Source organism: Streptosporangium sp. NPDC051023 (assembly GCF_040689595.1).
Taxonomy (GTDB): Bacteria; Actinomycetota; Actinomycetes; order Streptosporangiales; family Streptosporangiaceae; genus Streptosporangium.
The window spans coordinates 127,604-152,797 of sequence record NZ_JBFBCE010000003.1; the positions used below are offsets into that span (position 1 = coordinate 127,604).

General features: G+C 70.9%; 23 protein-coding genes. 9 read left to right on the forward strand and 14 right to left on the reverse strand.

What is annotated here, in order from left to right; all coding sequences use genetic code 11:
- Positions 1–221 precede the first annotated feature (221 nt).
- Entirely contained in the window at positions 222–584 is a 363-nt protein-coding gene (locus tag AB0395_RS03135; RefSeq protein WP_366276389.1) for a hypothetical protein, read from the forward strand.
- Positions 585–988: 404 nt separating this feature from the next.
- Here AB0395_RS03135 and AB0395_RS03140 read toward each other — a convergent pair whose 3' ends face one another.
- Positions 989–1,828 (reverse strand): LysR family transcriptional regulator, encoded by an 840-nt coding sequence (locus tag AB0395_RS03140; protein ID WP_366276391.1) that lies wholly within the window; start codon positions 1,826–1,828, stop codon positions 989–991.
- A gap of 93 nt (positions 1,829–1,921) precedes the next feature.
- On the opposite strand from AB0395_RS03140, the gene AB0395_RS03145 reads away from it, so the two are divergent.
- Positions 1,922–2,659, forward strand: a complete 738-nt coding sequence (locus tag AB0395_RS03145) for an SDR family oxidoreductase (RefSeq protein WP_366276393.1) — start codon at positions 1,922–1,924, stop codon at positions 2,657–2,659.
- 429 nt (positions 2,660–3,088) lie between these two features.
- Here the strand turns inward: AB0395_RS03145 and AB0395_RS03150 are convergent, their stop codons facing one another.
- Together AB0395_RS03150 and AB0395_RS03155 are read right to left on the reverse strand one after the other, a co-directional pair.
- A complete protein-coding gene (locus tag AB0395_RS03150; protein WP_366276395.1) occupies positions 3,089–4,957 on the reverse strand; it encodes a potassium transporter TrkA in 1,869 nt (622 codons plus the stop codon).
- A gap of 224 nt (positions 4,958–5,181) precedes the next feature.
- Complete coding sequence (locus tag AB0395_RS03155; protein ID WP_366276397.1) at positions 5,182–5,514, reverse strand: helix-turn-helix domain-containing protein; 333 nt, start codon at positions 5,512–5,514, stop codon at positions 5,182–5,184.
- Between the two features lie 103 nt (positions 5,515–5,617).
- On the opposite strand from AB0395_RS03155, the gene AB0395_RS03160 reads away from it, so the two are divergent.
- Both AB0395_RS03160 and AB0395_RS03165 read left to right on the forward strand, forming a co-directional pair.
- Positions 5,618–7,060: an MFS transporter gene (locus tag AB0395_RS03160; RefSeq protein WP_366276399.1), complete on the forward strand. Its 1,443-nt coding sequence runs from the start codon at positions 5,618–5,620 to the stop codon at positions 7,058–7,060.
- A 10-nt stretch (positions 7,061–7,070) separates the two neighbouring features.
- Positions 7,071–8,537, forward strand: coding sequence for an FAD-dependent monooxygenase (locus tag AB0395_RS03165; RefSeq protein ID WP_366276401.1), 1,467 nt, complete (start codon positions 7,071–7,073; stop codon positions 8,535–8,537).
- 16 nt (positions 8,538–8,553) lie between these two features.
- Here AB0395_RS03165 and AB0395_RS03170 read toward each other — a convergent pair whose 3' ends face one another.
- The 3 genes from AB0395_RS03170 to AB0395_RS03180 all read right to left on the reverse strand — a co-directional run bounded on the left by AB0395_RS03170 (position 8,554) and on the right by AB0395_RS03180 (position 11,999).
- Positions 8,554–10,608: a hypothetical protein gene (locus AB0395_RS03170; RefSeq protein ID WP_366276403.1), complete on the reverse strand. Its 2,055-nt coding sequence runs from the start codon at positions 10,606–10,608 to the stop codon at positions 8,554–8,556.
- A gap of 228 nt (positions 10,609–10,836) precedes the next feature.
- The gene (locus tag AB0395_RS03175; RefSeq protein WP_366276406.1) at positions 10,837–11,751 is read right to left on the reverse strand and encodes an NADP-dependent oxidoreductase; all 915 of its coding nucleotides are present in this window, start codon (positions 11,749–11,751) and stop codon (positions 10,837–10,839) included.
- Positions 11,748–11,999, reverse strand: coding sequence for a hypothetical protein (locus AB0395_RS03180; protein ID WP_366276408.1), 252 nt, complete (start codon positions 11,997–11,999; stop codon positions 11,748–11,750). Before AB0395_RS03180 ends, AB0395_RS03175 begins: the two co-directional genes overlap by 4 nt.
- A gap of 51 nt (positions 12,000–12,050) precedes the next feature.
- On the opposite strand from AB0395_RS03180, the gene AB0395_RS03185 reads away from it, so the two are divergent.
- Entirely contained in the window at positions 12,051–12,647 is a 597-nt protein-coding gene (locus AB0395_RS03185) for a TetR family transcriptional regulator (RefSeq protein ID WP_366276411.1), read from the forward strand.
- A 107-nt stretch (positions 12,648–12,754) separates the two neighbouring features.
- Here the strand turns inward: AB0395_RS03185 and AB0395_RS03190 are convergent, their stop codons facing one another.
- The gene (locus AB0395_RS03190; protein ID WP_366276413.1) at positions 12,755–13,039 is read right to left on the reverse strand and encodes a hypothetical protein; all 285 of its coding nucleotides are present in this window, start codon (positions 13,037–13,039) and stop codon (positions 12,755–12,757) included.
- Positions 13,040–13,196: 157 nt separating this feature from the next.
- Positions 13,197–13,736 (reverse strand): DUF4262 domain-containing protein, encoded by a 540-nt coding sequence (locus tag AB0395_RS03195; RefSeq protein WP_366276415.1) that lies wholly within the window; start codon positions 13,734–13,736, stop codon positions 13,197–13,199.
- Between the two features lie 290 nt (positions 13,737–14,026).
- On the opposite strand from AB0395_RS03195, the gene AB0395_RS03200 reads away from it, so the two are divergent.
- Both AB0395_RS03200 and AB0395_RS03205 read left to right on the forward strand, forming a co-directional pair.
- Positions 14,027–14,533 carry a DinB family protein gene (locus AB0395_RS03200; RefSeq protein ID WP_366276418.1) on the forward strand — a complete coding sequence of 169 codons (507 nt, stop codon included), beginning with the start codon at positions 14,027–14,029 and terminating at the stop codon, positions 14,531–14,533.
- Between the two features lie 301 nt (positions 14,534–14,834).
- Entirely contained in the window at positions 14,835–16,124 is a 1,290-nt protein-coding gene (locus AB0395_RS03205; protein ID WP_366276421.1) for an MFS transporter, read from the forward strand.
- Positions 16,125–16,255: 131 nt separating this feature from the next.
- Here the strand turns inward: AB0395_RS03205 and AB0395_RS03210 are convergent, their stop codons facing one another.
- Positions 16,256–16,951: a TetR/AcrR family transcriptional regulator gene (locus AB0395_RS03210; protein ID WP_366276422.1), complete on the reverse strand. Its 696-nt coding sequence runs from the start codon at positions 16,949–16,951 to the stop codon at positions 16,256–16,258.
- Between the two features lie 180 nt (positions 16,952–17,131).
- Here AB0395_RS03210 and AB0395_RS03215 point away from each other — a divergent pair, with 180 nt between their 5' ends.
- Complete coding sequence (locus tag AB0395_RS03215; RefSeq protein ID WP_366276425.1) at positions 17,132–17,941, forward strand: alpha/beta hydrolase; 810 nt, start codon at positions 17,132–17,134, stop codon at positions 17,939–17,941.
- A gap of 136 nt (positions 17,942–18,077) precedes the next feature.
- On the opposite strand, the gene AB0395_RS03220 is transcribed toward AB0395_RS03215, so the two are convergent.
- Both AB0395_RS03220 and AB0395_RS03225 read right to left on the reverse strand, forming a co-directional pair.
- Positions 18,078–18,719 carry a response regulator transcription factor gene (locus AB0395_RS03220; protein ID WP_366276428.1) on the reverse strand — a complete coding sequence of 214 codons (642 nt, stop codon included), beginning with the start codon at positions 18,717–18,719 and terminating at the stop codon, positions 18,078–18,080.
- Entirely contained in the window at positions 18,716–19,936 is a 1,221-nt protein-coding gene (locus AB0395_RS03225; RefSeq protein ID WP_366276430.1) for an ATP-binding protein, read from the reverse strand. The genes AB0395_RS03220 and AB0395_RS03225 overlap by 4 nt, the downstream gene beginning before the upstream one ends.
- Before the next feature lie 128 nt (positions 19,937–20,064).
- On the opposite strand from AB0395_RS03225, the gene AB0395_RS03230 reads away from it, so the two are divergent.
- Entirely contained in the window at positions 20,065–21,219 is a 1,155-nt protein-coding gene (locus AB0395_RS03230; RefSeq protein ID WP_366276431.1) for a hypothetical protein, read from the forward strand.
- Between the two features lie 175 nt (positions 21,220–21,394).
- Here the strand turns inward: AB0395_RS03230 and AB0395_RS03235 are convergent, their stop codons facing one another.
- From AB0395_RS03235 to AB0395_RS03245, 3 genes are all read right to left on the reverse strand, one after another.
- Positions 21,395–23,011 carry an amidase gene (locus tag AB0395_RS03235; RefSeq protein ID WP_366276432.1) on the reverse strand — a complete coding sequence of 539 codons (1,617 nt, stop codon included), beginning with the start codon at positions 23,009–23,011 and terminating at the stop codon, positions 21,395–21,397.
- A 281-nt stretch (positions 23,012–23,292) separates the two neighbouring features.
- Entirely contained in the window at positions 23,293–23,931 is a 639-nt protein-coding gene (locus AB0395_RS03240; protein WP_366276433.1) for a response regulator transcription factor, read from the reverse strand.
- A complete protein-coding gene (locus AB0395_RS03245; protein WP_366276435.1) occupies positions 23,919–25,166 on the reverse strand; it encodes a sensor domain-containing protein in 1,248 nt (415 codons plus the stop codon). The genes AB0395_RS03240 and AB0395_RS03245 overlap by 13 nt, the downstream gene beginning before the upstream one ends.
- Between the last annotated feature and the right edge of the window lie 28 nt (positions 25,167–25,194).

The following is a 25,194-nucleotide window of genomic DNA, read 5'->3' on the forward strand; positions in this document are numbered from 1 at the left end:
CGGAGCCGGGCCGCCGGGATCCGCACTCGCGGAGTCTTCCGGCGAGCCGTTCCCGGGCGCCGACGTCGGCGCCGCCCCCACCGGTAGGGCGCCGACCTGGGCGCTGGCCATTCCGATCATCGGCACGTTAGATTGCCCCATGTTCGGAAAAGCCCCCGAATGGCCGCTGGACTCGCCGACGACCCGGTCGGCCGGGACCGGACCTGCCGACGCTCACCCGGGTGCTGATCGGCCCGCCGGGGCGCGTGCTGCTCCCCGTCACCGCGCTCGCCGCCCTTCTCCTCCTGTACGGCGACAGCGTTCCCGGCGGCTACTTCATGACGTCGATCCTCGGCGTCCTGCTGGCTCTGGGAGTCGCCGTCGTCTGGACTCCCCGTTTCCTGGTCGGCCTGTTCCGCGCGGACGGCCGCCCCGGCCTGTACCGGCACTGGCCGCGCTGGGCGGTTGTGCCCCTCGCCGGGGTGGCGGTGGTCGCGCTCCTGTCGTTTCCTAGACATGCCGGGTGGTGCCGCCGCCGTGGGTATGCCAGGTCGCGGCTACCTGTTGCTGGCCATGACGTTGTCGTCGGTGGTGGTCACGGCTGAACTTCGTCAATCCGGCGTGAGCGGTCGGATCTTGTCGCCAGTCGCTGACCGGAAGACGATATTGCTGTGACCAGCGGGAGAACCTCGGATTGGCCAGAGACGGTCGGGCGCTTCGGAGCGGTCGGCGCCGTCGTCGCTGGCCTGTCCGGTTGTTGCGTCGGCCTAGTCGTGGGCCCCTTGGCCTATCCGCCCCACCGCTTGGTTTACGACGTTTGAACTAGGCGCGCCGAGCGCGGCTGTTGGCGCGATCGTGGGGGCAATCGCTGGTGCGATCACCGCGTATTCGCGGGCCCTCACCGTTAACCCGCGAACTCCACGCGGCATTTCCGGATGTATCCCGAAACATTGGTGATGCTCGGTACAGTCGTGCGGCCTGCGAACAGCGGTGCTGCAGCGGGTATCGGCTAGAGGCGTGTCGCGGTGCGGACGAGGTCGGCGACGGCTTTGGATCTGCTGTGTGGTGGCCAGGCGATGACGGTCGTGACTGCCGGTGCGTCCGGCACCGGCACGATGGCGTGGTCGTCGCGTAGCTGGTCTCGGAGCGACTCGGGTACGACGGCGCAGGCCAGTCCGAGCGCGATCAGTTGGAACAGTTGGGTATGGTCGCGCACCTGCGGGCCGGGGCCGTCCGGATGGCCGCCATCCCGTCCAGGCCAGCGCGGCAGGGGCAGATCCGTCTGGGTGTTGACCTCGACTAACGACAGATGCGCCCGGTTGGCGAGGGGATGACCCTTGGGCAGGACCACGACCTGCTGTTCGGTGTGCAGATCCTCTGTGTCGAATCCGGCTGTCGTGTCGTAAGGCCGGTGGAGCAGAGCAACGTCGGCACGCCCGGTGCGCAGCAGACTTTCCGGCTCGCCCGGCCCGCACAGCATTACCTCGACGGCCACGGCACCCGGTTCAGCGGCGTAGGCGTCCAGAAGCTTCGACAACAGTTCCCTGGACGCTCCGGCCTTGGTGGCCAGGACCACACCCGGCTGGTCGCCCGCGGCGCGGCGGGTGCGGCGCTCAGCGGCTTCGACCGCGTCGAGCGCGGTCCGGGCCTCCCGCAGCAGCACCGACCCGGCCTCGGTTAAGGCGATGGCGCGAGCAGTACGGTGCAGCAGGACGACTCCGAGCCGCCGTTCCAGCTGCTGGATCGCCCGCGACAGTGGTGGTTGCGCCATCGTGAGCCGTTGTGCCGCCCGCCCGAAGTGCAACTCCTCGGCGACGGCGACGAAGTATCGCAACTCCCGCGTCTCCACCGGCTCATCGTATCCGGCGCTGACCACGATCAATACCCGTGCGGTATCGCCGCCCACCTGACCGGTCTTGGACGCCCCACCCGAGTCCGCAACATGATCGACGGCATGAGTGAACGGACGATCGCGCTGGTGACCGGCGCGAACAAGGGAATCGGATACGAGATCGCCGCAGGCCTGGGCGCCCTTGGCTGGCGAATCGGTGTGGGCGCGAGGGATCAACAACGCCGCGACACCGCGGTCGAGAAGCTGCGCGCGGCCGGGACCGATGCGTTCGGCGTGCCGCTCGACGTCACCGACGACGCAAGTGTCGCCGCCGCGGCCGAGCTGATCGCCGGCCATGCCGGAGGGCTCGACGTCCTGGTCAACAATGCCGCGATCACCGGCGGTATGCCACAGACACCGACCACGGTCGAGCCCGCGACCGTGCGAGCTGTCGTGGAAACCAACGTGATCGGCGTTATCCGGGTCACCAACGCGATGCTGCCGATGCTGCGCAACTCGGCATCACCGCGGATCGTCAACATGTCCAGCAGCGTCGGCTCGCTCGCCCTGCAAACCACCCCCGGCATCGACATGGGCCCGGTTCCCGCCGCCTACTTGGCATCGAAGACCTTCCTCAACGCCCTCACCATCCAATACGTCAAGGAACTGAGCGACACCAACATCCTGATCAACTCCGGCTGCCCCGGCTTCACCGCCACCGACCTCAACGGCTTCCGAGGCGTCCGCACACCACAACAGGGCGCGGCCATCGCGATTCACCTCGCAACCCTGCCCGACGACGGACCGACCGGCGGATTCTTCGACGACGCCGGAACGGTGCCCTGGTAATAGCCACACCGGCACGAACCATTCCCGTTCTCGACGTCAGCCGCGCATCGCGCGCCACAGGAGAAGCAAGACAATGACAAAGGCAGTCAGATACGACGAGTTCGGTGGAATCGAGGTGTTGCGGGTCGCCGAGGTCGACCGCCAGTGCCCGAGTACGGGCAGGTCCTCGTGCGGGTCAAGGCCGCAGGCATCAACCCCGGTGAGGCGGCCATACGCACCGGCGCGATGGCCGACATCTTTCCCTCGACCTTTCCATCCGGGCAGGGCAGCGACCTCGCCGGAGTTGTCACCGAGGTCGGCGCCGGAGCCGACCGATTTCCCATGTGGCCGCCGAAATGGGCATTTCGCGAGCCACGGCGTCGAACTCCCCCCGGAGGATCACCTGGACGAACGCCCGCCCGGTGCGCTCCTCGTAGTGGGTTCCCGCGATCAGCGCTCGGCCAGGACGATCACCGAGTCGCCGTCTCCCAGGCGCAGCGGCCGGGACTTGTCGGGGTTGAGGACGACGCCGAAGTGCGGGGCCTCGTTCACCCGGTCCGCCCGGCGGTAGCCGATCGCGGTCTCGCCGCGGCGTCTGGCCGACTCGATCACCGAGGCGAAACTGACCTCCGCCCCCGTACGGACATAGCGGCCCGCGGGGCGCGGGTAGATCTCCGAGCCCTTGGAGTCGAACAGGGAGCCGAACACCTCGGCCAGGTGCTGGTTCTCGGCGAGCTGGGCCAGCAGCAGGCCGATGACCGTGTCGCTGATCACGATGTCGTCGGCCTCGGTGACCTCGGCCAGGCTCCGGTTGTTCTCGTCGTGCATCTCGCTGACGATCGAGTAGCGCTCGCCGAGCGTGGTCTGCATGTCGCGGAGCTGCAGGAGGGTCATCAGGGTACGGGTGTCCGCGTGCTCGGCGGAATAGCGGTCGTCCGACAGGACGATCACGTGCTGGTAGACGCCCAGGCCCAGTGACTCCAGCGCATAGCGGTCGGTGCTCTCGCATTCCTTGGCGTTCACCGTCAGGTTGGCCAGCCCCTCGAAGGGGACCGCGGCGTCCGGGTGGTCGGAGGCGATGTCCAGCACGGAGCCGGGGGCGACGTAGCCGTCGAGGTAGTGGACGACCTGGCGGCCCCTGCCGTTCCAGTTCAGCACGAGGGTCCGCTCCGGCTCAGGGCGGACGCGCTCCGCCGAGACGATCGCCTCCTCCCGGGCCTCGGGCATGCCGTCGGCCAGGTGGATCAGCGAGTCGTCGTGGGCGATCACGATGACCTCGTCCCCGGCGGCGATCACCGTGTCCATCGGCGGGTTCAGCATGACGCCGCCGCCCGACTTGCGCAGGCCGACGACCGTGGCGGTCTGGTAGGCCGGGAGCGCCTGGCCGTACGTCATGCCGGTGAGGTCGGGGTCGGACCGCAGGTAGATCTCCCCGTCGTCGAAGTTGAGCAGGTCCATGCAGACGACGGACATGCCCGACTGCCGGGACGACTGCACGATGAGCCGGGAGGCGGTGTCGTCGGAGTCGACCAGGTGGATGTCAGGGCCGCCCGCCAGGCGGGCGGCGGCCATGTTCGCGGTGCGGGCGACGGCGGCGACCACGGGCGGGTGGTCACCGGCACGCTTGACCAGCGCGAGCAGCGTCTTGATGACGTGCGCGTCCGGGTCGTCGCCCTGCGGGGACAGGACGACCACGGAACGGGCGGAGTCGAGGTTCATCAGGTCGAGGTCGGCCGGTTCCGTCGGCCGCCCGGTCCTGCAGACGAGCTTGGTCCTGCCGGTGTCGCCCGCGTGGCGGCGGATGTCATCCTCCATCTCGAGCTTGTCCTTGTCGGCGAGGATCGAGATGACCGACCCGTTGTCGCTCGCGTGCGCCTGGGCCAGCTCGGCGACGATCGTGAAAACCTGCTCCGACCAGCCGAGGATCACGATGTGACCGCTCTCGATGATCCGTGACCTGCCCTGGCGCAACTGCTCGAACTTGCTCTTGAGCCCGTTGGACAGGACGCCGACCAGGGCGCTGACGATGAACAGGCCACCCATGGAGGCGACGAACATCAGCGCGATGAACGGCGTGCTCCCGCTGTCACTGGCGACCTTGCCGGGGCTCAGCGCGCGCATCAGCGACATCCACAGCATGCCGGGGAAGCCGCTGTTCTTCGCCGCGTCGCGAGGGGTCAGCCACAGGCTCAACGTCGCGACCAGCAGAATCAGCCCCAGTGAGATGAGGGCGAGCCAGCCGATCAGCGCCACCGTGCCTCGCGACATGGTGTTGTCGAACCAGTACCGCAACCGCTCCCGCAACGTCGGTCTCGACACCGAACCCCTCCCCGTAGGTGAACGCCAGGACAACAATCGCACAAAAGTTGCATGTCGCTCTGGTGTTCGCAAATCCATGAAACATGGCACGTTCCATGAGGTCTTTTCGGTAAGGGGTCGTTGTTTCCGGGGAATTCGGGGTCATCGGAACGGCCGGAGTCCCGGGGCCTCCTCCTTTCCCGGGCCGCGGGGGTTTCCTGGACCGCCGGGGCTTTCCCGGATCGTCAGGTCGTCGAGGGCTGCCAGGCGGTTTTGCCGAAGGCCTCGTCCGAAAGGAGGAGGTCGAGCAGGCCGGGGAAGCGGGCGTCGAGGTCGTCGCGGCGGAGGGTGATGTAGAGCTTGCGGCCCGAGGGGCGCTGCCGGATGACGCCGCTTTCACGCAGCACCCGCCAGTGGTGGGTGAGGGTCGACTTCGGGACGTCGGGGACGATCGACCCGCAGAACGCCTCCTCGCCGGAGGCGAGCGCGCGCACGATCGACGCGCGGATCGGGTGGCCGAGCGCGGCCAGCACCTCTTCGAGCTGGAACTGCTCGCGGGACGGGTGAAGGGCGGTCATGGGGCGATTGTACGGAAGAGTCGAACTTGACGGCGTCCCATCGATTGTACGAGGATTCCGAACAGTCCAACTGTTCGTGTCTACCGAACAAGCGAAAGAAGTCATGACCTCTCCTCCCTCCCTCCAGCCGCCCAGGCGCCGCCATCTCGGCCGGACCCTCGCCCTGCTGGCCTTCGCCCAGCTCATCACCGCGCTCGACTTCAACATCGTCTTCGTCGCCCTTCCCGGGATCGGTCAGGACCTCGGCTTCTCCGCCCACACGCTGCAGTGGGTGATCAGCGCCTACACGGTCGTCTACGGAGGCTTCCTGCTGCTCGGCGGACGCGCGGCCGACCTGCTGGGACGCCGCCGCGTGTTCGTCGCGGCCCTGCTGCTCTACGCGGTCTCCTCCCTGGCCGGCGGCCTCGCCCAGGGGCCGGGGCTGCTGGTCGCCGCCCGCGCGGTGCAGGGACTCGGCGGGGCGCTCCTCTTCCCCGCCACCCTGTCGCTGGTCAACACCCTCTTCGCCGAGGGAGCCGAACGGAACAGGGCGCTGGCGGTCTGGAGCGGCGCGGGGGCCAGCGGTCTATGCCTGGGATCGCTGCTCGGCGGACTGCTCACGAACGCCTTCGGCTGGGCGGCCGTGTTCTACGTCAACGTCCCGCTCGCGGGCGCCGCCGCCCTGCTCGCCTTCGTGCTCATCCCCGCGGACGGCCCGAGGCGGCGGGGCCGGGGCTTCGACCTGCCCGGCGCGGTGGCCGCGACCGCCGGTGTCACGCTTCTCGCCTTCGCCCTCGTCCAGGGGCCCGAGTCCGGCTGGACCTCACCGGCCATCCTGGCGAGCTTCGCCCTCGCGGCCGTGTTCGCCGCGGTCTTCCTCGTCATCGAGACCCGCAGCCGCGACCCCCTCATGCCGCTGCGCCTCATGGGCAACCGCAGCCTGAGCGGGTCGATGGTCATCACCCTGATCTTCGGGGCGACGTTCAACGCGCTGCCGTACTTCCTGACCGTCTACTTCCAGGGCGTCCACGGCTACAGCCCGCTGACGACCGGGCTCGCCTTTCTGGTGCCGTCCCTCATGATCGCCGCGGGCACGCAGGTCGGCGAGCGGATGGCCACCAGGACCGGGATGCGCCTCACCCTGCTCACCGGCATCGTCGGCGGCGCCGTCGGCACCGTCCTGTTCGCTCTGGGGATGAGCGCGGGCGGCTCCTACTGGAGCGTGCTGCCGGGCATCGTCGTCTTCGGAGTCTTCCAGGGGCTGACCTGGACCGGCATGTGGATCGCCGCCGCCTCGGGGGTCGCCCAGGAGGAGCAGGGGGTCGCCTCCGGCATGGCGTCGACCGCCTTCCAGGTCGGAACCGCGCTCGGCCTGGCCGTGCTCGTGGCGATCGCAAGCCGGGACGTCACCGGGCTGAGCGGTACGGCTCTGCGCGCCGAGCTCGCGGACGGCCTGAGCACAGCGGTCTACGTCGCCGCCGCGGGCATCCTGCTGAGCGCTCTGCCCGCCCTGACCTTCCGACGCCGTGGCGCAGAAGACCCCCTGCCCGCGCCTGTCGACGCCTGAGGAGGTCTCCATGGAGTACGACGTCACAGGGTTCGATGTCGCGGGATTCGACGTCGCGGTCGCCGGAGGCGGCCCGGTAGGCATGCTGCTCGCCGCCGAACTCGCCCTTCAAGGCGTCAGGCCGGTCGTCCTGGAACGGCTCCCCGCTCCGACGGGGGAGTCCAAGGCGGGCACGCTGCATGCCAGGACCGCGCAGAGCCTCAACCGCAGGGGCCTGCTCGAGGAGGTGGGACGGTCCTCCTACGGGAGCGTCCGCTTCCACTTCTCCGGCATGTTCGAACTGGACCTCGGCGCGGTCGCGGGTGAGGGGCCGAGCATCGTCGGCAGCCCGCAGGCCTGGGCGGAACAGGTCTTCGCCGATCGAGCGACCCGGCTGGGGGCGGAGATCCGGCGGGGACACGAGGTCGTCGGGCTCGCCCAGGACGCCGACCGCGTCACGCTGACCGTTGAGGGACCGGCCGGGCCGTACGAGCTGGCCGTCCGTTACGTGGTCGGCGCGGACGGCGCCCGCAGCGCCGTGCGCAGGCTGGCGGGCATCCCGTTCACCGGCACCCCGGCGGGCGTCGCCGCGCTGATGGGCGACGTCCGGCTGCTCGACCCGCTGCCCGGCGGCTGGCACCGCACCCCGCGCGGCTGGCTGATGGTCTGGGGCGGCGGCGTGTACGGCCACAGCCGGATCACCACCTACGACTTCCGCGGCCCGCATCCCGACCGGCAGGCCCCGGTGACGCTGGAGGAGCTGCGGGGCGTGGCCGAGCACATCGCGGGGCGCCAGATCCGGATGACCGAGCCGCGCGGCCTGTCCCGCTACGGCGACGCCGCCCTCCAGGCGGAGACCTACCGCGCCGGGCGCGTCCTCGTCGCCGGGGACGCCGCGCACGTGCACTTCCCCTGGGGAGGACAGGGGCTCAACACCGGTCTCGAGGACGCCGTGAACCTGGGGTGGAAACTCGCCGCCCAGGTGCATGGCTGGGCGCCGGAGGGCCTGCTCGACAGCTACCACGCGGAGCGGCACCCGGTGGCCGCCCGCGTCCTGTGGAACGTCCGCGCCCAGACCGCCCTGGCCGACCCCGATCCCCGGATCGACCCGCTACGGGAGCTGTTCGCCCAGCTCATGGGGCTTGAGCAGGTCAACGCCCATCTGAGCGGCATGCTCAGCGCCACGGACACGGCCTATGACGTCGGCCATCCCGGCGCGGGCACGCTCGCCCCCGACGCGGAGCTCAAGACCGAGGACGGCCCCGTCAGGCTGGTCGAGCTGCTCCACGCGGGCAGGCCGCTGTTCCTGTGCGGCCTCTCCGGTCAGGACGACGACCTCGTGGACGTGGCACGGGAGTGGGCCGGGCGGGTGGACACCGTACGGGCGGACTGCGAACCGGTGCTGATCCGCCCAGACGGCTACGTCGCCTGGCGCGCCCCCGGCACCCCGAAGACCCTGCGCACCGCGCTTGAACGCTGGTTCGGCGAACCGACCTGAACCGGCCGGGCTTGCCTCACCGCTTGTGTTTCCTGCCGTGCCCGCTGTGGCGACCGCGTGATCCCGGCGCCGGAGCGCGTACGAGGCGCAGCCGGTGGAAGCGGGCCCGCATCGGCTCGGCCACCAGCGTGCGCAACTCCTCCATGCCCACGGTCGCGGGATGGCCCGAGCTCAGCACCGCCTCCACCATCTCCAGGGCGCCGTCCTTCCCCGCCGCCTCGGTGATCTGCTCCATGACGGCCTCGGGGCCGTCCAGCTCCAGAAGGGAGATCAGGCTCTCGGCGACCAACGACAGCTGCTCCTCGGTGGTGACGTCCTCCGGCCGCAGCCTTCCCACGTCCAGGAGGGCCGTCACCGCGATCGGGCCGAGCAGCGGGTCATGGCGCAGCCGTCCGAGCAGCGACAGGCCGTCGGCGCGGGCCTCGACGATCGTGGCGAGCATGGCCGCCGCTCGCGTGCGGTAGGGACAGGCGCGCGCCGCGTCCAGAAGCGGCTCGATGTCTCCTCCGCGCGCCGCGATCCAGCCCTCCAGCTCGGCGGCGGCGCTCTCCCGGGTGTAGTGCTGGGCGAGCACGCCGAGCAGCTCCGCGGGCGGCGCGTCGACCAGCTCTCCGACCAGCGGGGCGTCCCGGCCGGCCGCGATCATCCGTTCCCGTACGGCGCTCGTCCCCAGAGGGGAGAGCAGGACCAGCGGGCCCGGTTCGGCCAGGCGTGGCAGGAGCCGCGCGCAGGCCTCGGGGGGCAGGGCCTGGTCGGTCCCCCTGAGGTCGCTGGAGTAGAGCTCGTCCGCGACACCCTCGCCGAGCTCGACGACTCCGAGGTCGGCGAGAACCTCGAACGCCAGGCTCAGGTCCCGGTTGACCTGCTGACGCCAGATCTCGTGCCGGCGGTCCTCCTCGGCCGGGTCGATCATGAAGTACTCCTGACAGGCCAGCCACACGGTCTCCTGGAGTCTGACCAGGGGCATCGGGGTCGGCATGCCGTACATGGCGTTCAGGACGTCGGGCAGCACCTCGTCGAAGGTCTCGACCAGCATGGACTCGACCAGCATGGAGACGTCGACCCAGCCGGACGCGGGGGCGCCGATCGCGGAGCCCAGCTCGAAGAACGTCTCGAACGCGCGCCGCCACAGGGTGTGTGGATCGGCCAGGACCGGCGCGGCTCTGGCCACGCGCAGCAGGCGGCCCTTGCTCACCCGCAGCAGGCGGGCCTTCTTCGCCCAGGCGACGAGCAGGCCGACCCGCCGCATCTCGGCGGAGCTCCGCACCTTCAGGTTCTGTTCCCCGGTGCCGAGCAGTTCGGCCAGCGTCCGGGCGTCGGCCAGCCGCAGGTTGCCCGTGGCGGTGAGCGGGCGACCATCCTTTCCCACCCAGTCGGCCAGGGCGGTGAGCTGCCGTACGACCGTGGTGCGGGCCGCGGCCTCGGAGAGCCCGGCCGCGTCGGGCAGCCTCACGGGAGGCTGGGCGTAGGCCCGTTCCTCCTCCGGTTCCGGCTCCAGGAACCGCGCCTTGATCAGGCTGTCGAGAACGTCGCTCTCGTACGACACCCGCCCGGCGTCGACGTCGCGCTGGAACCGGTTCAGGGACCTGGGGTCGGTGAGGTCGACGCCGTTGTCGAGCGCCGTCCGCGCCCAGAACTTCCCGATGCTCTGCCGGAGCGGGTCCGCCAGCGCGGCAGGATACTTCGCGGCGGTCGCGGCGACGGCCGTCTCCAACTCCGCCAGGTCCGCGCCACGGGGATCGCGCAGACCGAACGCCGCCAGGTAACGCAGAAGCACCAGCAGGCTCTCCGGCCCGGTGTCGAGGACGTCCTGACGGGCTATGACATGCCGGGGGATCCATTCGAGCAGGAACACCTCGACCTGATCCGGACCCCAGTACGCCAGCCGCCCGTCACGGCTGTTGTGCCGCGAGTCCAGGGCCTCGGAGAGCATCATCTCCTCGGCCCGCTCGCCTCGCTCGTCCGCCCAGGCCAGGCAACGGCGGATCAGCAACTCCTTGGCCGCCTCGAACTCCTCGGCCTCATCAGGTTCGAAGTGGGTTCGCATCACGTGCTCCGCTGCTCGTGCCATGTCCTGCTGTCCTGTGCCGTGACCGGGACAGAAGCGGCTCGCTCAGCCGGAGCCGCCGGGGCCACCCCGGGCATACGCCCATTGTCCAGTGTTCCGGCCTCTCCGGGTTCCCCCCACACCGGAGGTTCGGCGCGGACCCCGCGCGGTGCTCCACCGTGCGGGAACCCACTCCCCACCGCCCGGCGGCATGGCAGGGGAGAATCCCCGCCCATCAGGACGGGGAGGACGTCAAATGACGATCACCACCTTGCCGCGGACGTGGCCGGTCTCGACCTCGCGGGCCGCGTCGGCGATCTCGCTCAGCGGATACGTCCGGTGGATCGCGACGCGCAGTTTCCCGTCGGTGTGCAGGCCGACCAGCTCGGACAGCCGCTCGGTCGAGCGTTCCGTGCTCAGCCTGCGCACCCCCAGCTCGGCGGCGAGCGGGTTGAACGCGACGGTGCCGAAGCGGCTCGGGTCCTTCACCAGCGCGACGGTGGACCGCAGGGAGTCCTCGGTGGCGACACCGTCGAGGGCGGCGTCGACCCCGCCGGGCGCGAGGGCGCGCACCCGCTCCTCCAGGCCCTCGCCGTACGCCACCGGGACGGCGCCGAGGGAGCGCAGGAACTCGTGGTTGCGCTCGCTCGCCGTGCCGATGACCGTCGCGCCCCAGGCGACCGCGAGCTGTACGGCGATGCTGCCGACGCCCCCGGCCGCCGCGTGGACCAGCACGGTGTCGCCCGGGCCCACGCCCAGCTCGCGCAGGGAGGTGTGCGCGGTCTGGCCGGAGGCCGACAGCGCGCCCGCCTCCTCCCAGGACATCGACTCCGGCTTGGCCACGAGCTGGTCGGCGCCGACGATCGCGTGCTCGGCGAAGGCGGCCAGCGCCACCCAGCCGAGTACCTCGTCGCCGACGGAGAACGCGGTGACCTCGGCGCCGACTGCCTCGACGGTCCCCGCGACCTCGTTGCCGAGCTTCTGCGGGAAGTGCGCGGGCACCCACTGCGCGGTCTCGCCGCTGCGGAAGAGGTTGTCGAACGGCTGCAGCGCCGCGGCCCTGACGCGCACGCGGACCTCGCCGGGACCGGGTTCGCCCGGCTCGACGTCGATGACCTGCAGTACGTCGGGCGTGCCGTACTCGGAGAAGACAACGGCCTTGCTCATGTGGTGGACCTTCCGTGTTCGCGGACCTGCCGGCCCGACATGGTGCGCAGTGGCAGCTCCTTGACCAGGAGCGCCACGAGGAACCCCGCCGCCGCGACGATCGCGATCAGCAGGAGGATCGGCCGCATGGCCGTGGCGAACCCGACCCTGAGGAGTGCGGCCGGGAACATGCCCGGCATCAGCCCGCTGACGATCGTCAGGATCCGGCGATGGGGACAGATGGGACGGTTGCACGGACCGATGTTCAATCATTTGCTTGAATTTTGTCAACTTAATGATTGAATCACTATCATGGGCGCATGGCGAGACGTCGTGCGGTGACAGAGGACGAGCGCGGCGCGGCCGCCGAGCGGACCAGGGAGCGCATCCTCCAGGCGGCGGCCGAGGAGTTCGGCGCCAAGGGCTACTCAGGCGCCAGGACGGCGGGCATCGCCACCAGGGCCGGGGTCAACCAGCAGCTGATCTCCTACCACTTCGGCGGCAAGCAGGGCCTGCTCGACGAGCTGCGCAGGCGATGGGCCGAGCGGGAGGCCACGCTCGTCCCGCCCGGTGCCTCCTTCGACGAGTCGTTCTCCACCTATCTCGACGCCACCCTCGACCAGCCGGAGTGGTCTCGCCTGGTGATCTGGCAGGCGCTCGGCGACGGGGAGGGGATGACGGACGCGCAGCGGGACAGGCTGCGGCACGCGGTCGAGGGAGTACGGCTGCGGCAGGAGAACGGAGAGCTGACCGGCGGCCTCGACCCCGAGTTCGTCCTGCTGCTCGCCTACGTGCTGACCTTCGCCCCGATCGCGCTTCCCGAACACGTGCACGCGATCCTCGGCGTCGACCCCCTCTCCGAGGACTACCGCGCCCGCGTCCGCGACCAGCTCGCGAAGGTGCTCAACCCCGGGTGAAGGTGCTCAACCCCGAACAGGGGCCGTTCCCGGTCACGGGATCGACGCGGTGCGCCTCGACGTCGAATCCCGGCTGTCCTGCTCCCGACTGCCCGGTCCCGGCCGGGTCACGGGGCGTGCGTGTGATCGCGAGCCGCGATCGCCAGCGCGATGAACTCACGGAAACGCGCGAACTGCTCCGGGTTCATGCTCAGCTGTACCCCGCCGAGGACTTGGTCGTCACCGTTTCTCGCACCGATACGGACCCTGAACTCGTCGCCACGCGGTTTCACGTCAACCCCGAGAAACGCCACGTGGTACCGCGTGCTCTCCGACGAGATCCGGTGGAAGATCTCCAACGTCCTGCCATCCTGCACCAGGATGTAGTCACCGAGCTCGAACTCCGCCGCCATGGTCCCTCTTCCCGAGCCTGGGGTCCCGAGCGCAGGACAACCTGGTGCAGACAGTATCGTCTGGCATGTTCTCCGACATGGTCCGGCGTCGTCCGGCGTGTTCTCCGGCACGCTTCGGACCGATGACCGGTTCCCTGCCCGGCGGGCCGCTCCCACTTCACGGCAGTTTCGTCCAGGGCCCCGGCGCGTGGTCGTCCTTGGGGATCCACAGCGAGGGCTGCAGCTCGCGCAGCCGGGGCGTCGCACGGGGGTCCCAGGGGAACAGGCCCGTCTTGTCGGGCCAGACCACCTCCATGAAGGGCAGCGGAGGCTTCTGGTAGAAGTGAAGCGCCATGCCGAACAGCGACCGGTACCAGCTCTGGTCCACGTTCCTCGTGACGACCGGGTAGTTCCTGATGACGTCGTCCCGTTCCTGGTCGGCCACGAGGTCGTGCCCGGCCGCGACCCTGTCGGCGAGGGTGTTCAGGCAGCGGCTCATCACCTCGACGTCCAGCCCGAACATGGCCGCCTCCGGGGAGCGGAAGGTGTGCCACAGCCCGACGGTGAACGCCCATCCCGGGCCGTCCTCGTCCTCGGGAACCATGATCACAGCCCATCCGTGCTCCCTGACCTTCCGCATGGTGCCGAGGTCGAACTCGTCGAGCTCTCCGTCGTACTCGACGCAGAGAAGACACTGGCAGGTGAGCTGGTCGAACATGCTTCCGAGCGTAGTGGCCGCCCTCCTCGTCTCCGTGCCGGGGGCTCGCCGGGCGAGCCCCCGGGCGTTGTACGGGCAGGCCCCGGTATGTCCCATGAGGAACCTGACGTGTCCCGCGGGGGAGAGGCCTCGGTGTGAGCCCGAAGGCGTACGGCGGGCCCGGAGCCGTGGGGCGCGTCTGGAGTTGTGGGGCGAGCGTCGTGGGGCGAGCGGGAAATGTCGGTGAGGCGTTCTAGCCTGGGGGTACCTGGTGTTCAGGGTCCCCCCAAAAGACGTGGAAAGGCCGACCCGTGACTACGGACAACGAGCTCATTTCTGGTGAGCGTGCCGACCTGCTGGAGTCGCTGGCCGCGCAGCGCGGCTTCCTGCGCCGGACGGTCGCGGGCCTGACCGACGAGCAGGCGGCGCTGCGCACCACCGCGAGCGAGCTGTGCCTGGGCGGTGTGATCAAGCACGTGTCCGGCGTCGAGGCCCGCTGGATGCGGTTCGCGCTCGGCGACCCCGAGGCGATGACGGGCGGAGAGGACGACTGGGCGAACCAGTTCCGCATGCTCGAGGGCGAGACGCTGGCCGGTCTGCTCGACGCCTACGAGGAGGTGGCCCGCACGACCGACGAGCTGGTGGCGACGCTCGACCTGGACGTCTCCCACCCGCTCCCGCCCGCCCCGTGGTTCAAGCCGGGCGCGCGCAGGTCGGTGCGCCGGGTCCTGCTCCACCTCATCGCGGAGACCTCGCAGCACGCGGGCCACGCCGACATCATCCGCGAGTCCCTGGACGGCTCGAAGACCATGGGATAGCCCCGGCCCGGCACGCCTCCGTCCCAGCGCCGCCCGCCGATCCGGTGAGACGGCCTCGCTCGGCGCCCGGGACGGCGGGCGGAATCCGGGACGACTCTCCCCGGGCCCGGGGTTCCCGGATTTCTTGACTCCGTTCGTTAACGGGCGTGATTTCGGCGGCGGAGCGTTGTTAGGGTGGCGGGCATGTTCCTCCCCCGTGCGTAGGACTCCGTACTGACCGCACCCACCGGTGCGGCACTTCGGCGTCCCCGCACGTTCGCAGCGCCCCAGGTGCGCGCTGCCTTTTCGAGGAATCCTCCCCATGTCTTCGCCCTCGCGGCCTCCGTCGTACATCGCTGTCCTGCGCACCCCCCATGCCTGCCGTACCTTCGGTGCGGCGCTGCTGGGCAGGCTGTCCTACGGGACGGTCTTCCTGTCCCTGATCCTCGCGCTCACCGGCACCACCGGCTCGTACGGCGTGGCCGGTGGCGTCATGGCCCTGTTCGGGATCGCCAGTTCCCTGCTGTCCCCGCTACGGGCCGGTCTGATCGATCGCTACGGCGCCCGTCGCGCCCTGCCCCCGATGGCCGTCGTCTACGCGCTGTTGCTGGCCTGCCTGGCCGTCGCCACCTGGCGGCCGGGAACCGCGGGGGTGCCGCTGGCGGCCCTGGCCGTCGCGGCAGGCGCCTGCACCCCTCCACTCGGCCCGGTGATGCGGGCTCTGTGGAGCGAACTGCTGCCCGACCGGCTCCTGCTGCAGCGCGCCTACAGCCTGGACACCGTCGCGGAGGAACTGCTCTTCGTCGCCGGGCCGCTGCTGGCCGGTCTGCTGGCCGCGCTCGCCACCCCGGCCGCGGGCGTGGCGGTGAGCGCCGCACTGGTGGTGATCGGCACCCTCGCCCTCGTGTCGTCGCCCGCCCTCCGCGCCGCCGGGACCTCTCGAGCGGGCGACGGGCCGGGTGAGGGACCTGCCGCCGGGGCGGCCGGAGACCCGGATCCCGGGCCGATCCCGTCACGCCTGCGCTGGACGCGCGACGCGGCCGGGTCTGGTGGCGGCCTGATCCAGCCGGTCATGGTGTCAGGCGGCGTGGGCATGTGCCTGGGAGCGCTGAGTCTGCTCACGGTGGTCTTCGCCGAGCGTCATCATCAGGCCGCCGCGGTGGCCTGGGTCGAGGCCGCGCTGGCGGTCGGCAGCGCGCTCGGCGGCCTGATCTACGGCGCCCTGTCGTGGCGTGTGTCGGAACAGGTCCGGTTGCCGCTGCTGGCCGCCGCCATGGGGCTGGCGCTCGCTGTGGCGGGCCTCTCGCCCGACCTGTACGTTCTGGTCGCGACGGTGGGGGTCACGGGTCTGTTCGTCGCCCCGGCGCTGACCACGGCGTACCTGCTCGCCGACGAGTCCGCAGCGCCCGAGAACCGCACCCGGGCGAGCGCCTGGGTCAACACGGCTTTCAACACCGGTTCGTCCGCCGGGACCGCGGCCACCGGCCTGCTGGTCGGAAACCTGCCCCTGGCACTGTGCTTCGCGGTCGCCGCCGTGCCTGCCCTGCTGTCGGTGACCGCGACGCTGGGGCGGCTTCGGAGATCTGTGACGGTGTCGCCGCTCGAACGCTGACCTCATCGTTCTTCGTCGCCCGGTTAGGGCTCGCCGATCGATAACTTGCGTTCTCACACGGCATCTGTCGAGCTCGGAGCCTTGCGAACAAGCAAGTTATTCGGAGACGAGCCCTTGGTGATCCGGCCGCTTCAGCCCTGGGGCTCGGCGGCCGGGGAACCGGCCGCTCCCTTCCCGCCGCCGGGGTCGGCCTCCTGACCGGCGACGACCCCGGCCCGGTCCACCCCGTCCGCGCCGGCTTCGGCGGGACCGATGTGATCCAGGAGAGCCCGAAGTCCCTCCAGCACCTCGGCGCCGGACGGCGCCTGCTCCGGATCGGTCACCCCCTGGATCATGAGGCCGGACAACAGGGCCAGCTGCACCGAGCCGAAGGTGCGCACGGTGCTCTCCGGGAGCCTGTCCTCCTCGACCCCCAGCAGGATCGAGGCCAGCCCCCGGCGCCCTTCCCGCTGGCCCGCGGCGAGGTACTGCCGGAGCTCCGGTGAGTGTTCCGCCTGGAGGAGCGCCTCGATGCTGGCCATCCACAGCTTCCTGTGGGTGCCGAACGACTTCGACAGCTGTGTCCACAGGGCCTCGTACCGCTCCGCAGGAGTGGCAGTGTGATCGTCGTAGGCGGAGGAGACCGCCTGCCCGGTCTCCAGGCCCCACTCGTCGATCGCCTGGATGAGCGCCGCGTTCAGCAACGCCTCCCTGGAACCGAAGTGGTAGCCGATGGCCGCCATGCTGACCCCGGCCGCCGCCGCGATGTCGCGGACGGTCGTCCGCGCCCACCCCTTCTCCTCCAGGCAGCGCCTCGCCCCGGCGAGCAGGTCCTCACGATTTCCCATATCGGGATGCTACTTGCCCTGCCCGAGGGGGCGCCTCACTCTTGCGCAAATGCCTTAGGCATATGCATTGCGCAAATGCCCAAATGATCGATACCTTCATGGAGGACGCGGAGTGCGGGCTGTACGAGGGCCGGTCTGCGAAGCCGTACGAAGGCATGAAGGCATGAAGAGGAGAGAGCTATGAGCGAGAACATCAACCAGCGGACGGTCCCCCCGGTGCGGGCCGAACTGGACATCGCGGGCCGCCGCCTGTCCTACCTCGACTTCGGTGGCCCGGGGCGCCCGCTGCTCGCCCTGCACGGGCACCTCTCTGAGGGGGCGAGCTTCGCCGCCGTCGCCGCGGAACTGGCCCCCGAGTGGCGGGTCATCGCCCCCGACCAGCGGGGCCACGGCGAGTCCGACCGGGCGGCCGACTACTCCCGCGAGGGCTACCTCGCCGACATCCTCGCCCTGCTCGACCACCTCGGCCTCGACCAGGTGGCGATCGTGGGCCACTCACTGGGTGGCATCAACACCTACCAGTTCGCCGCCCGCCACCCGGAGCGGGTCACCGCGTTCGTCAACGCGGACGCGTCGGTCGTCCTTGGGCTCGAGGGACCCAACCCGCTGGCCTTCCTGCTGGGGCTGCCCTACCAGGCACCCACCCGCGAGGCCATGCTCGAAGCCCTCGGCGAGTTCGCCCTCTTCTTCGGCGAAACCCTGAAGAGGAACCCCGACGGCACCTGGCGCCTGCCGTTCTACCCGCAGGACATGGTCGACTCAGAGGACCTCGTCCACGGCGACCACTGGGCCGACTGGCTGGCCAGCACCTGCCCCGCCCTGCTCATCCGGGCCGCCAAGGGCGTCGTCCCCGCAGAGCAGGCCCAGGCCATGATCGACCGCCGCCCCGGCACCCGTCTCGTCGAGCTGGACACCGACCACTTCGTCTACACCGCCGACCCTGTCGGCTTCGCCGGGGCCGTCCGCGAGTTCCTCGCATCCGGTCGTTGAGGTCGGGGACGGCCGGTCTCTCGGCGTAGGCCTCGCGCGGCTCCTCCCAGCCGTGGCTCCGGGCGTTCTCCCCGAGAACCGGGTCGGCGGGACGCCCGTCGAGCGGATACTCGGCGACGGTGAGACAGAGCGCGGCTTATGACGACGTTCCGGTTGCGGCGCCGGACCGCCACGCCCAGGCCGCGATGCCGACCCGGTTGGCCGCGCCCAGCTTGCGCTGGATGTTCGCGACGTGGGTCTTCACCGTGCCGGAGCCGATGAACAGCGCAGCGGCGATCTCGGCGTTGGTGAGGCCCTGGGCGACCAGGCGGGCGACCTCCAGCTCTCGTTCCGTCAGCGGCTCGGCGGGGGCGGCGGGCGCGGCGGACGCGCGAAGGTGAGCCAGCAGGCGGACGGTGACCTGCGGGCTGATCAGCGTGTCACCGGCCATGGCCGCGCGGACGGCCTCGATCAGCAGCGTGGGACCCGACCGCTTGAGCAGGAAGCCGCAGGCGCCGTCGCGCAGCGCGGTGTGCACGTACTCGTCGAGATCGAAGGTCGTCACGACGATCACCCGGGTCTGCCCGGCCAGCAGCCGGGTGACCTCAAGCCCGTCGAGCTTCGGCATGCGGATGTCGGCGAGCACCACGTCGGGCCGCAGATGCCGAGCCAGGTCGACGGCGGCGCGGCCGTCGGCGGCCTCCCCGACCACGGTCATGTCGGGCTGGGAGTCGAGGATGAGCCGGAACCCGATCCGCACGTCCTCCTGATCGTCGGCGATCAGAATCCGGGTCGTCATGCCGGCTCCCCGCCGTCGGCGGCCGGATGGCTCGCGCGTGCGTCGGTGACCGGCCGGTTCGCGCGCGCCTCGGCGGCCGGGCAGCTCACAGGTCTGCTCAGAGACCCACTCATAGACCCGCTCATAGGCCTGCTGGAGTCCCGGCGCGTCCGGCGTGGTCGGACGGGCAGGAGCGCCTCGACCCGCCAGCCGCCCGGCTCGGGACCGGCCGACAGCGAGCCGCCGAGTATCCGAGCCCGCTCGGCGAGCCCGGCCAGGCCGTACCCGCCACGGCCTGCCGCCTCCGAGTGGCCACCGCCGTCGTCTGTGACCCGGAGGCGGACCGACTCTCCCGTCCGGGCGACGGTGATCGCGATGGAGACCGCCTCGGGAGCGTGGCGGCGCACGTTGGTGAGCGCCTCCGTCACGATCCGGTAGAGGGTGGCGGAGGTCTCCCGGGAGAGCTGCCGCTCCAGCCCGGAATCGACCGACAGGTCCACTCGTACCGATGGGGAGTAGCCCTCGACGAGATGCGCCAGGCTGTCGACTCCCGGCAGCGGCTCCGCCGTACCCGATCCGGTCTCCTCGGCCTCGTGGAGCATCTGGACGGTACGGTCCATGGCGGCCAGGGCGCGCTGGCCCGCGGCCTCGATGCGCCGCAACGCGTCGCTCACCTGCGGCGGGACAGGTCCCGGCGCGAGCTGGGCGGCCTGCGCCTGCACGAGGATCCCGCTCACGTCGTGGGCGACGAAGTCGTGCAGATCACGGGCGAGCACGAGCCGCTGCGACCGCCTGGCCTCGGCCACCGCGCGATGACGGCCGTTGTCCAGCACGCGGGCGTAGAGACCGGCGCCCGCCGCCGCGATCGCGAGGAGGGACCAGCCCGCGCAGGCGCCGACGGTGAAGGTGAGGTCGCCGGTCCAGAGCGCGCGTACGAGCATCACCGCGACCGCGCCCGCCGCGAGCCCGGTCGAGGCGACGACCTGGGGCGCGGGCACACGCCTGGCGGACACGAACGTCAACAGGAGAAGGGGAGGCACCTCGACCAGCATCCAGGGAGCGATGACGCCTCGCCACCCGCCCAGTGGATACGCGAAGGTGATCGCGATCGAGATCGCCCCGCCGACGGCGGGCGGCCACGCGGGCGGCACGTGCGGCACGTGCGGCACGCGCGGCACGCGTGGGACAAACGCCACGATCGTCGCGGCGAGCGCCAGGAACGCGGCGATCAGGTCCATGGCTCGACTCTAGGGGGACGCCGTGCCACGGGACGTCTGCCGAAAGGGGGACAGGCCACTCCGTCCAGCGGGCGGGATCCGCCGAACGGCAGATGGGCCGCCGCCTCGCACCGCTCGACGCTTGGACCATGGAAACGACCACGAACACCCAGAGGGCGACGACCGTCCGATGGCCCCGCTGGGCGGCGTACGCGGCGGCCGCCTGGTCACTGCTCTACGGCGGGCTCGGCCTCTACTGGGCGCTGGGCGGCGTGGGATTCCCCTTCGGCGAGGGCGACATCCCCGACGCCAGGGCGGAATCACTGCTGGGCGCCTCGACGGCGGCGGGAACCGCACCGGTCATCGCCGCACTCGGATTCGCGGGCGCGGCGCTCGCGCTGATCATGGCCCGGGTACGGCCGGGCGGCGCGGCGCTCGCACCGACCACGGCTCGGGTACGGTCACGCGATGCGGTGCTTGCACTGACCACAGCCCGGGTACGGCCACGCGGCGCGATCCGTGTCGCGGTGCTCGCGACGGCCTGGCTCGCCGCCTTCACCCTCGTCGGCCTCATCCCCGACGCCCGCGTCCTGACGGCGGTCGCCTACGCCCCGATCGTCCTCGTCGGGCTGCCGTTCGGCTGGCCGGACGTCAACTACTTCGAGGTGGCGCTCCCCTGGCCGGTGCTGAACCTGATCCTCTGCCTGGCCGGAGGAGTGCTGTGGGCGGGCGCGGCGCTGGCCTTCCAGCGGCGCACCGGCGACTCCTGCGGCGGCTGTGGCCGTTCCGAGCACCGAAGCGCCACCTGGACGGCCCCCGCCTCGGCGGCCAGATGGGGACGCTGGGCGGCCTACACGGCCTTCGTCATCCCCCTCTTCTACGCCGTGATCCGCTGGGCGTGGGCGCTGAACATCCCGCTGCTGTTCTCCGAAGAAGGACTGCGCTGGCTGCACCAAACCGGTCTGGTGTGGGCCGGAGCGGCACTGGCCACGCTCGCGGCGGGAGGCGGAGTGCTCACTCTCGGGCTGGTGCACCGCTGGGGCGAGGTCTGGCCTCGCTGGGTGCTCGGCCTCCGGGGCAGGCGCGTGCCTCCGGCCTTTCCCGTCACCTTCGCGTCGACGGTCACGGTCGTGCTGATGTCCGCGGGCACGGAGGCCGTACGGATCACCAAGTGGAGTGACCCGGTCGCCTGGATGAGCAGCCCGATGACGTACTGGCCGATCTGGGCCGTGGCACTCGGCGTGGCGACGCTGGGCTACCACCTGCGCAGACGAGGCAGGTGCCGCCACTGCGGCCTGCTCTGACGGTTTCCTGTGCTTTCCACCGCTGTTGGCTGGTCATCACCTGGACGGCAGTCGGTTGTCAGTGCCTTACGCACGCCAGGAGCTGACGGACCCGGTGGGTCGGGGAAAGCGTGCTGGGCGGGCGCGGTGTGCGCCCGCCCAGCGGTCCCGGGGTTGTCAGCCGGTTGTGTGGCGGTCAGGGGAGGGTGGGCAGGTAGCGGGGGGCCTTGCGGACCTGGGTGGCCTGCTCGTAGGCGTAGGCGTAGCTGAGGAGCTTGGCGTCGCTGAAGCGGGTTCCGATGAAGGACACCCCCAGCGGCAGCTCACCCTTGGAGTAACCGGCGGGCACGGTGACGTGCGGGTAGCCGGCCGCCGAGGTGTTGCTGCTGGAGCTGACGAAGGCGTTCTCCCCTCCACCCTGGTAGTCGACCTTCGGGGCGGGAAGTTCGGTGGGGGTGACGATGGCGTCCAGCCGGTACTTGGCCAGGGTGTCGTCGATGGAGCGGCGCGCCTGAGTGGTCACGATGTCGCGGTGCTCGCGGTAGACGGGGTCGGACAGGTCGCCGGTGGTCTTGTCGGCCATCTCGAAGATGTCCTGGTTGAACTTCGCCAGCTCGACCTTGGCGTGCCGGTTGTTGTAGGCGATCAGCCCGGTCAGGTCCTTGGGGTGCGTGCCGGGGGTGGCGGCGAGGTAGGCGTTCAGGTCGTGCTTGAACTCGGTCAGCACGGCGGGGTACAGGTGTTCGGCCATGGCCTTGTCGGTGGGCACGTCCGCGCCCTCGACCACGGTGGCGCCCAGGTCTCGCAGCTTCTTGACGGTGGCCTCGAAGACCCGGTCGATGTCGGGGTCGATGCCGGTGTGTCCCTTGCGCCACACGCCGATCCGCTTGCCGCGCAGCGCGTCGCGCTTGAGCATTGTGCGGTAGTCGGCGGGCAGCTTGCCGGCGCTCTGCGCGCTGTCCGGGTCGGCGGGGTCGGGCCCGTAGATCGCCCACAGGGTCAGCGCGGCGTCGGTCGTGTTGCGGGTGATGGGTCCCGGGCTGTCGTGGCGTGCGGTGATGGGCACGACGCCGGTCCTGCTGACCAGTCCCAGTGTGGGTTTGACCCCCACGGTCGAGGTCATGCTCGCCGGGCACACGATCGAGCCGCCGGTGTCGGTACCGATCGTCACCGCGGCCAGGCTCGCCGCCGCGGACGTCGCCGAGCCGCTGGAGGAGCCGCAGGGGCTGCGGTCAAGGACGTAGGGGTTGCGGGTCTGGCCGCCGGTGGAGCTCCAGCCCGCGATGGCGGCCGAGGAGCGGAAGTTGGCCCACTGCGTCATGTTCGCCTTGCCGAGGATCACGGCTCCGGCCTCGCGCAGCCGCCGTACCAGGAAGGCGTCCTTGTCCGGGCGGGCGGCCAGCAGGGCGGTGGAGCCTGCCGTGGTGGGCTGCCGGTCGGCGGTGTCCATGTTGTCCTTGAGCAGGACCGGGATGCCCTCCAACGGTCCGCGCGCCTTGCCGGAGCGGCGTACGGCGTCGCTGCGGCGGGCCAGGGCCACCGCGTCCGGATTGACGGTGACCACCGCACCGAGGCGGGGGTTCAGCTCCTTGATGCGCCGCAGGTAGGCCTGGGTCAACTGCTCGGAGGTCATCCGTTTGCCGTTCATGGCCTGCTGCAGATCAATGATCGTGGCCCGGTCCAGGTCCACGTTCTGCGCGAAGGCCGGCCGGGCCTCGTCGGCGTGTGCGGCCAGTGGGGTGGCCAGGCAGATCGAGGCGAGGGCGGCGGCGACCGCCGTACGGCGCAGCGGGATGGCGATGGAGGGGCGCATGGTGCTTCCTTGTCACGGCTGAAGGGATCGCGCGGCCGGGGATGATCACCAGCGCACGTGGTGCGGCCTTTTGGCCTATGTCCAGAACCCTACGAACGGGATCTTGCCGTGACGACGTTGCAGGCTGCCAAGCCTCCGGTAGTGCCTGCCATACCGCCGGTGTGGCGTCAGGCCTGCTCAGCAGCGATGAAACGGGCAGGCGGGAGGCACCGGGCGGCTCGCCGCGAACGCGGCCTGCGAGCCGTTCCGGCGACGGCCGCCTCCGGGAGCCGCCGTGACGTTCAGCTTTCCAGGTAGTGCAGGACGGCGGCGACTCTGCGGTCGACCTGGTCGGTGGGGGCGAGGTCGAGCTTGGCGAAGATGCTGCGGATGTGCTTCTGCACGCCGCCGTCGGTCACCACCAGGCGCTGGGCGATGGCGGTGTTGCCCAGTCCTTCGGCCATGAGGGCCAGCACCTCGCGCTCGCGGGCGGTCAGCCGTTCCATCGGGGCGTGGCGGCGGGTGAACAGCTGGGCGATCACCTCGGGGTCCATCGCCGTCCCACCCTCGGCCACGCGGTGCAGGGCGTCCAGGAACTCCTCCACCTTGCCCACGCGCTCCTTGAGCAGATACCCCACCCCACGGGTCCCCTCGGCCAGCAGGTTCGTGGCGAAGGCCTGCTCGACGTAGGCCGACAGGACCAGCACCGCCAGGTCGGGGTGCAGCCGCCGGGCTTCGACGGCGGCCCTGATGCCCTCGTCGGTGTGGGTGGGCGGCATGCGCACGTCCACCACCGCCACATCAGGCCGGTGCTCGGCGACCGCGGCCAGGAACCCGTCGGGTTCCGAGGCCGCGGCCACCACCTCGAATCCCTCGCCGGTCAGCAGCAGCACCAGGCCCCGGCGCAGCAGCGCGTCATCCTCGGCGATCACGATCCGCACGGCAACTCCACTTCGATGGTTGTCGGCCCGCCCCGCAGGCTGGTCAGCGTGATGGTTCCGTCGTGTGCTTCGACCCGGCGGCGGATACCGCCCAACCCGGTGCCACCGGCTTCCGCGGCCCCGCCCTTGCCGTCGTCGCTCACCACCACGCGCAGCAGGCCGCCGTCGCGGCGCACCTCGACCAGGGCTTTCCGCGCGCCGCTGTGTTTCGCCACGTTGGTCAGCGCTTCGGCGACGACGAAGTAGGCGGTGGTCTCCACCGACAGCGGCAGTTGCCCCAGGTCGTCGGCGGTCAAGGCGCACGGGACCGCGCTGCCCGCGGCCAGCGCGCTCAGCGCCCCGGACAGTCCTCTGTCCTCCAGGATGGGCGGCAGGATGCTGCGGACGACCCCGCGCAGTTCGGTCACCGCCTGCTCGGCGGCGCTCTGCGCCTCGTCGAGCGCCGCCCGCGGCCCGTCGAGCGCCAGACCCGACGCCGCCGCTTCCCTGGCCAGCGCCCGCTTGGCCACGGCGACCGTCACCACGACGGCGACCAGCCGGTTCTGCGCGCCGTCGTGCAGCGCCCGCTCGATCCTGCGCAGTTCGGCCGCGTGCGCCTGCAGGGCGCCCGCGCGCGTCGCGGTGAGCCGGGCGACCTGCCGCGACAGGTCGATCGACGGATGCGGGCGCAGTAGCCGTACGCCGGGCAGCGCCTGCAACCTGGCCATCCGCGGGGCGAGCATGACGGCGATCACCTGGACGACCACGGCCACCAGGGCGGCCACCAGCACCGCGGGAAACGTGGTGATCGGCAGGTCGAAGCTGGTGACCTGATTCTCCCGTGGCACCAGACCCCACCAGAAGGGGAACGTCGCATCCCGCAGGGTCATCGTCGGCATCAGAACGGCGATGACGCCGAGCACCAGCCCCAGCGTGCCATGCGTGGCCACCCAGCGCAGGTCGCGAAAGGTCGCCGGGTCGCGGCGGGCGGTGCGCATCCTGGCCGTCCAGCCCGACGCCGTGTCCTGTTGCAGGTAGGGGGTGACGACCTCCAGCCCCCAGCGGTTGAGCCGGCCACGTTCGCGTTCGGCCACCGCCCTGGTCAATGCCAGCATCGGCGGGATCATCAGCAGCCCCACCCCCACGAGGCAGGCCGCGGAAACCATGATCCAGAAGGTGAGGACCATGAAGGCGAGGATCGCGGTGCCCAGACCTCCCGCCAGGCGCTCCAAAGCCTCGAAGGCGTCCCTGCTCATTTCCCTCACCCTAGGCTGGGGCGAGGAC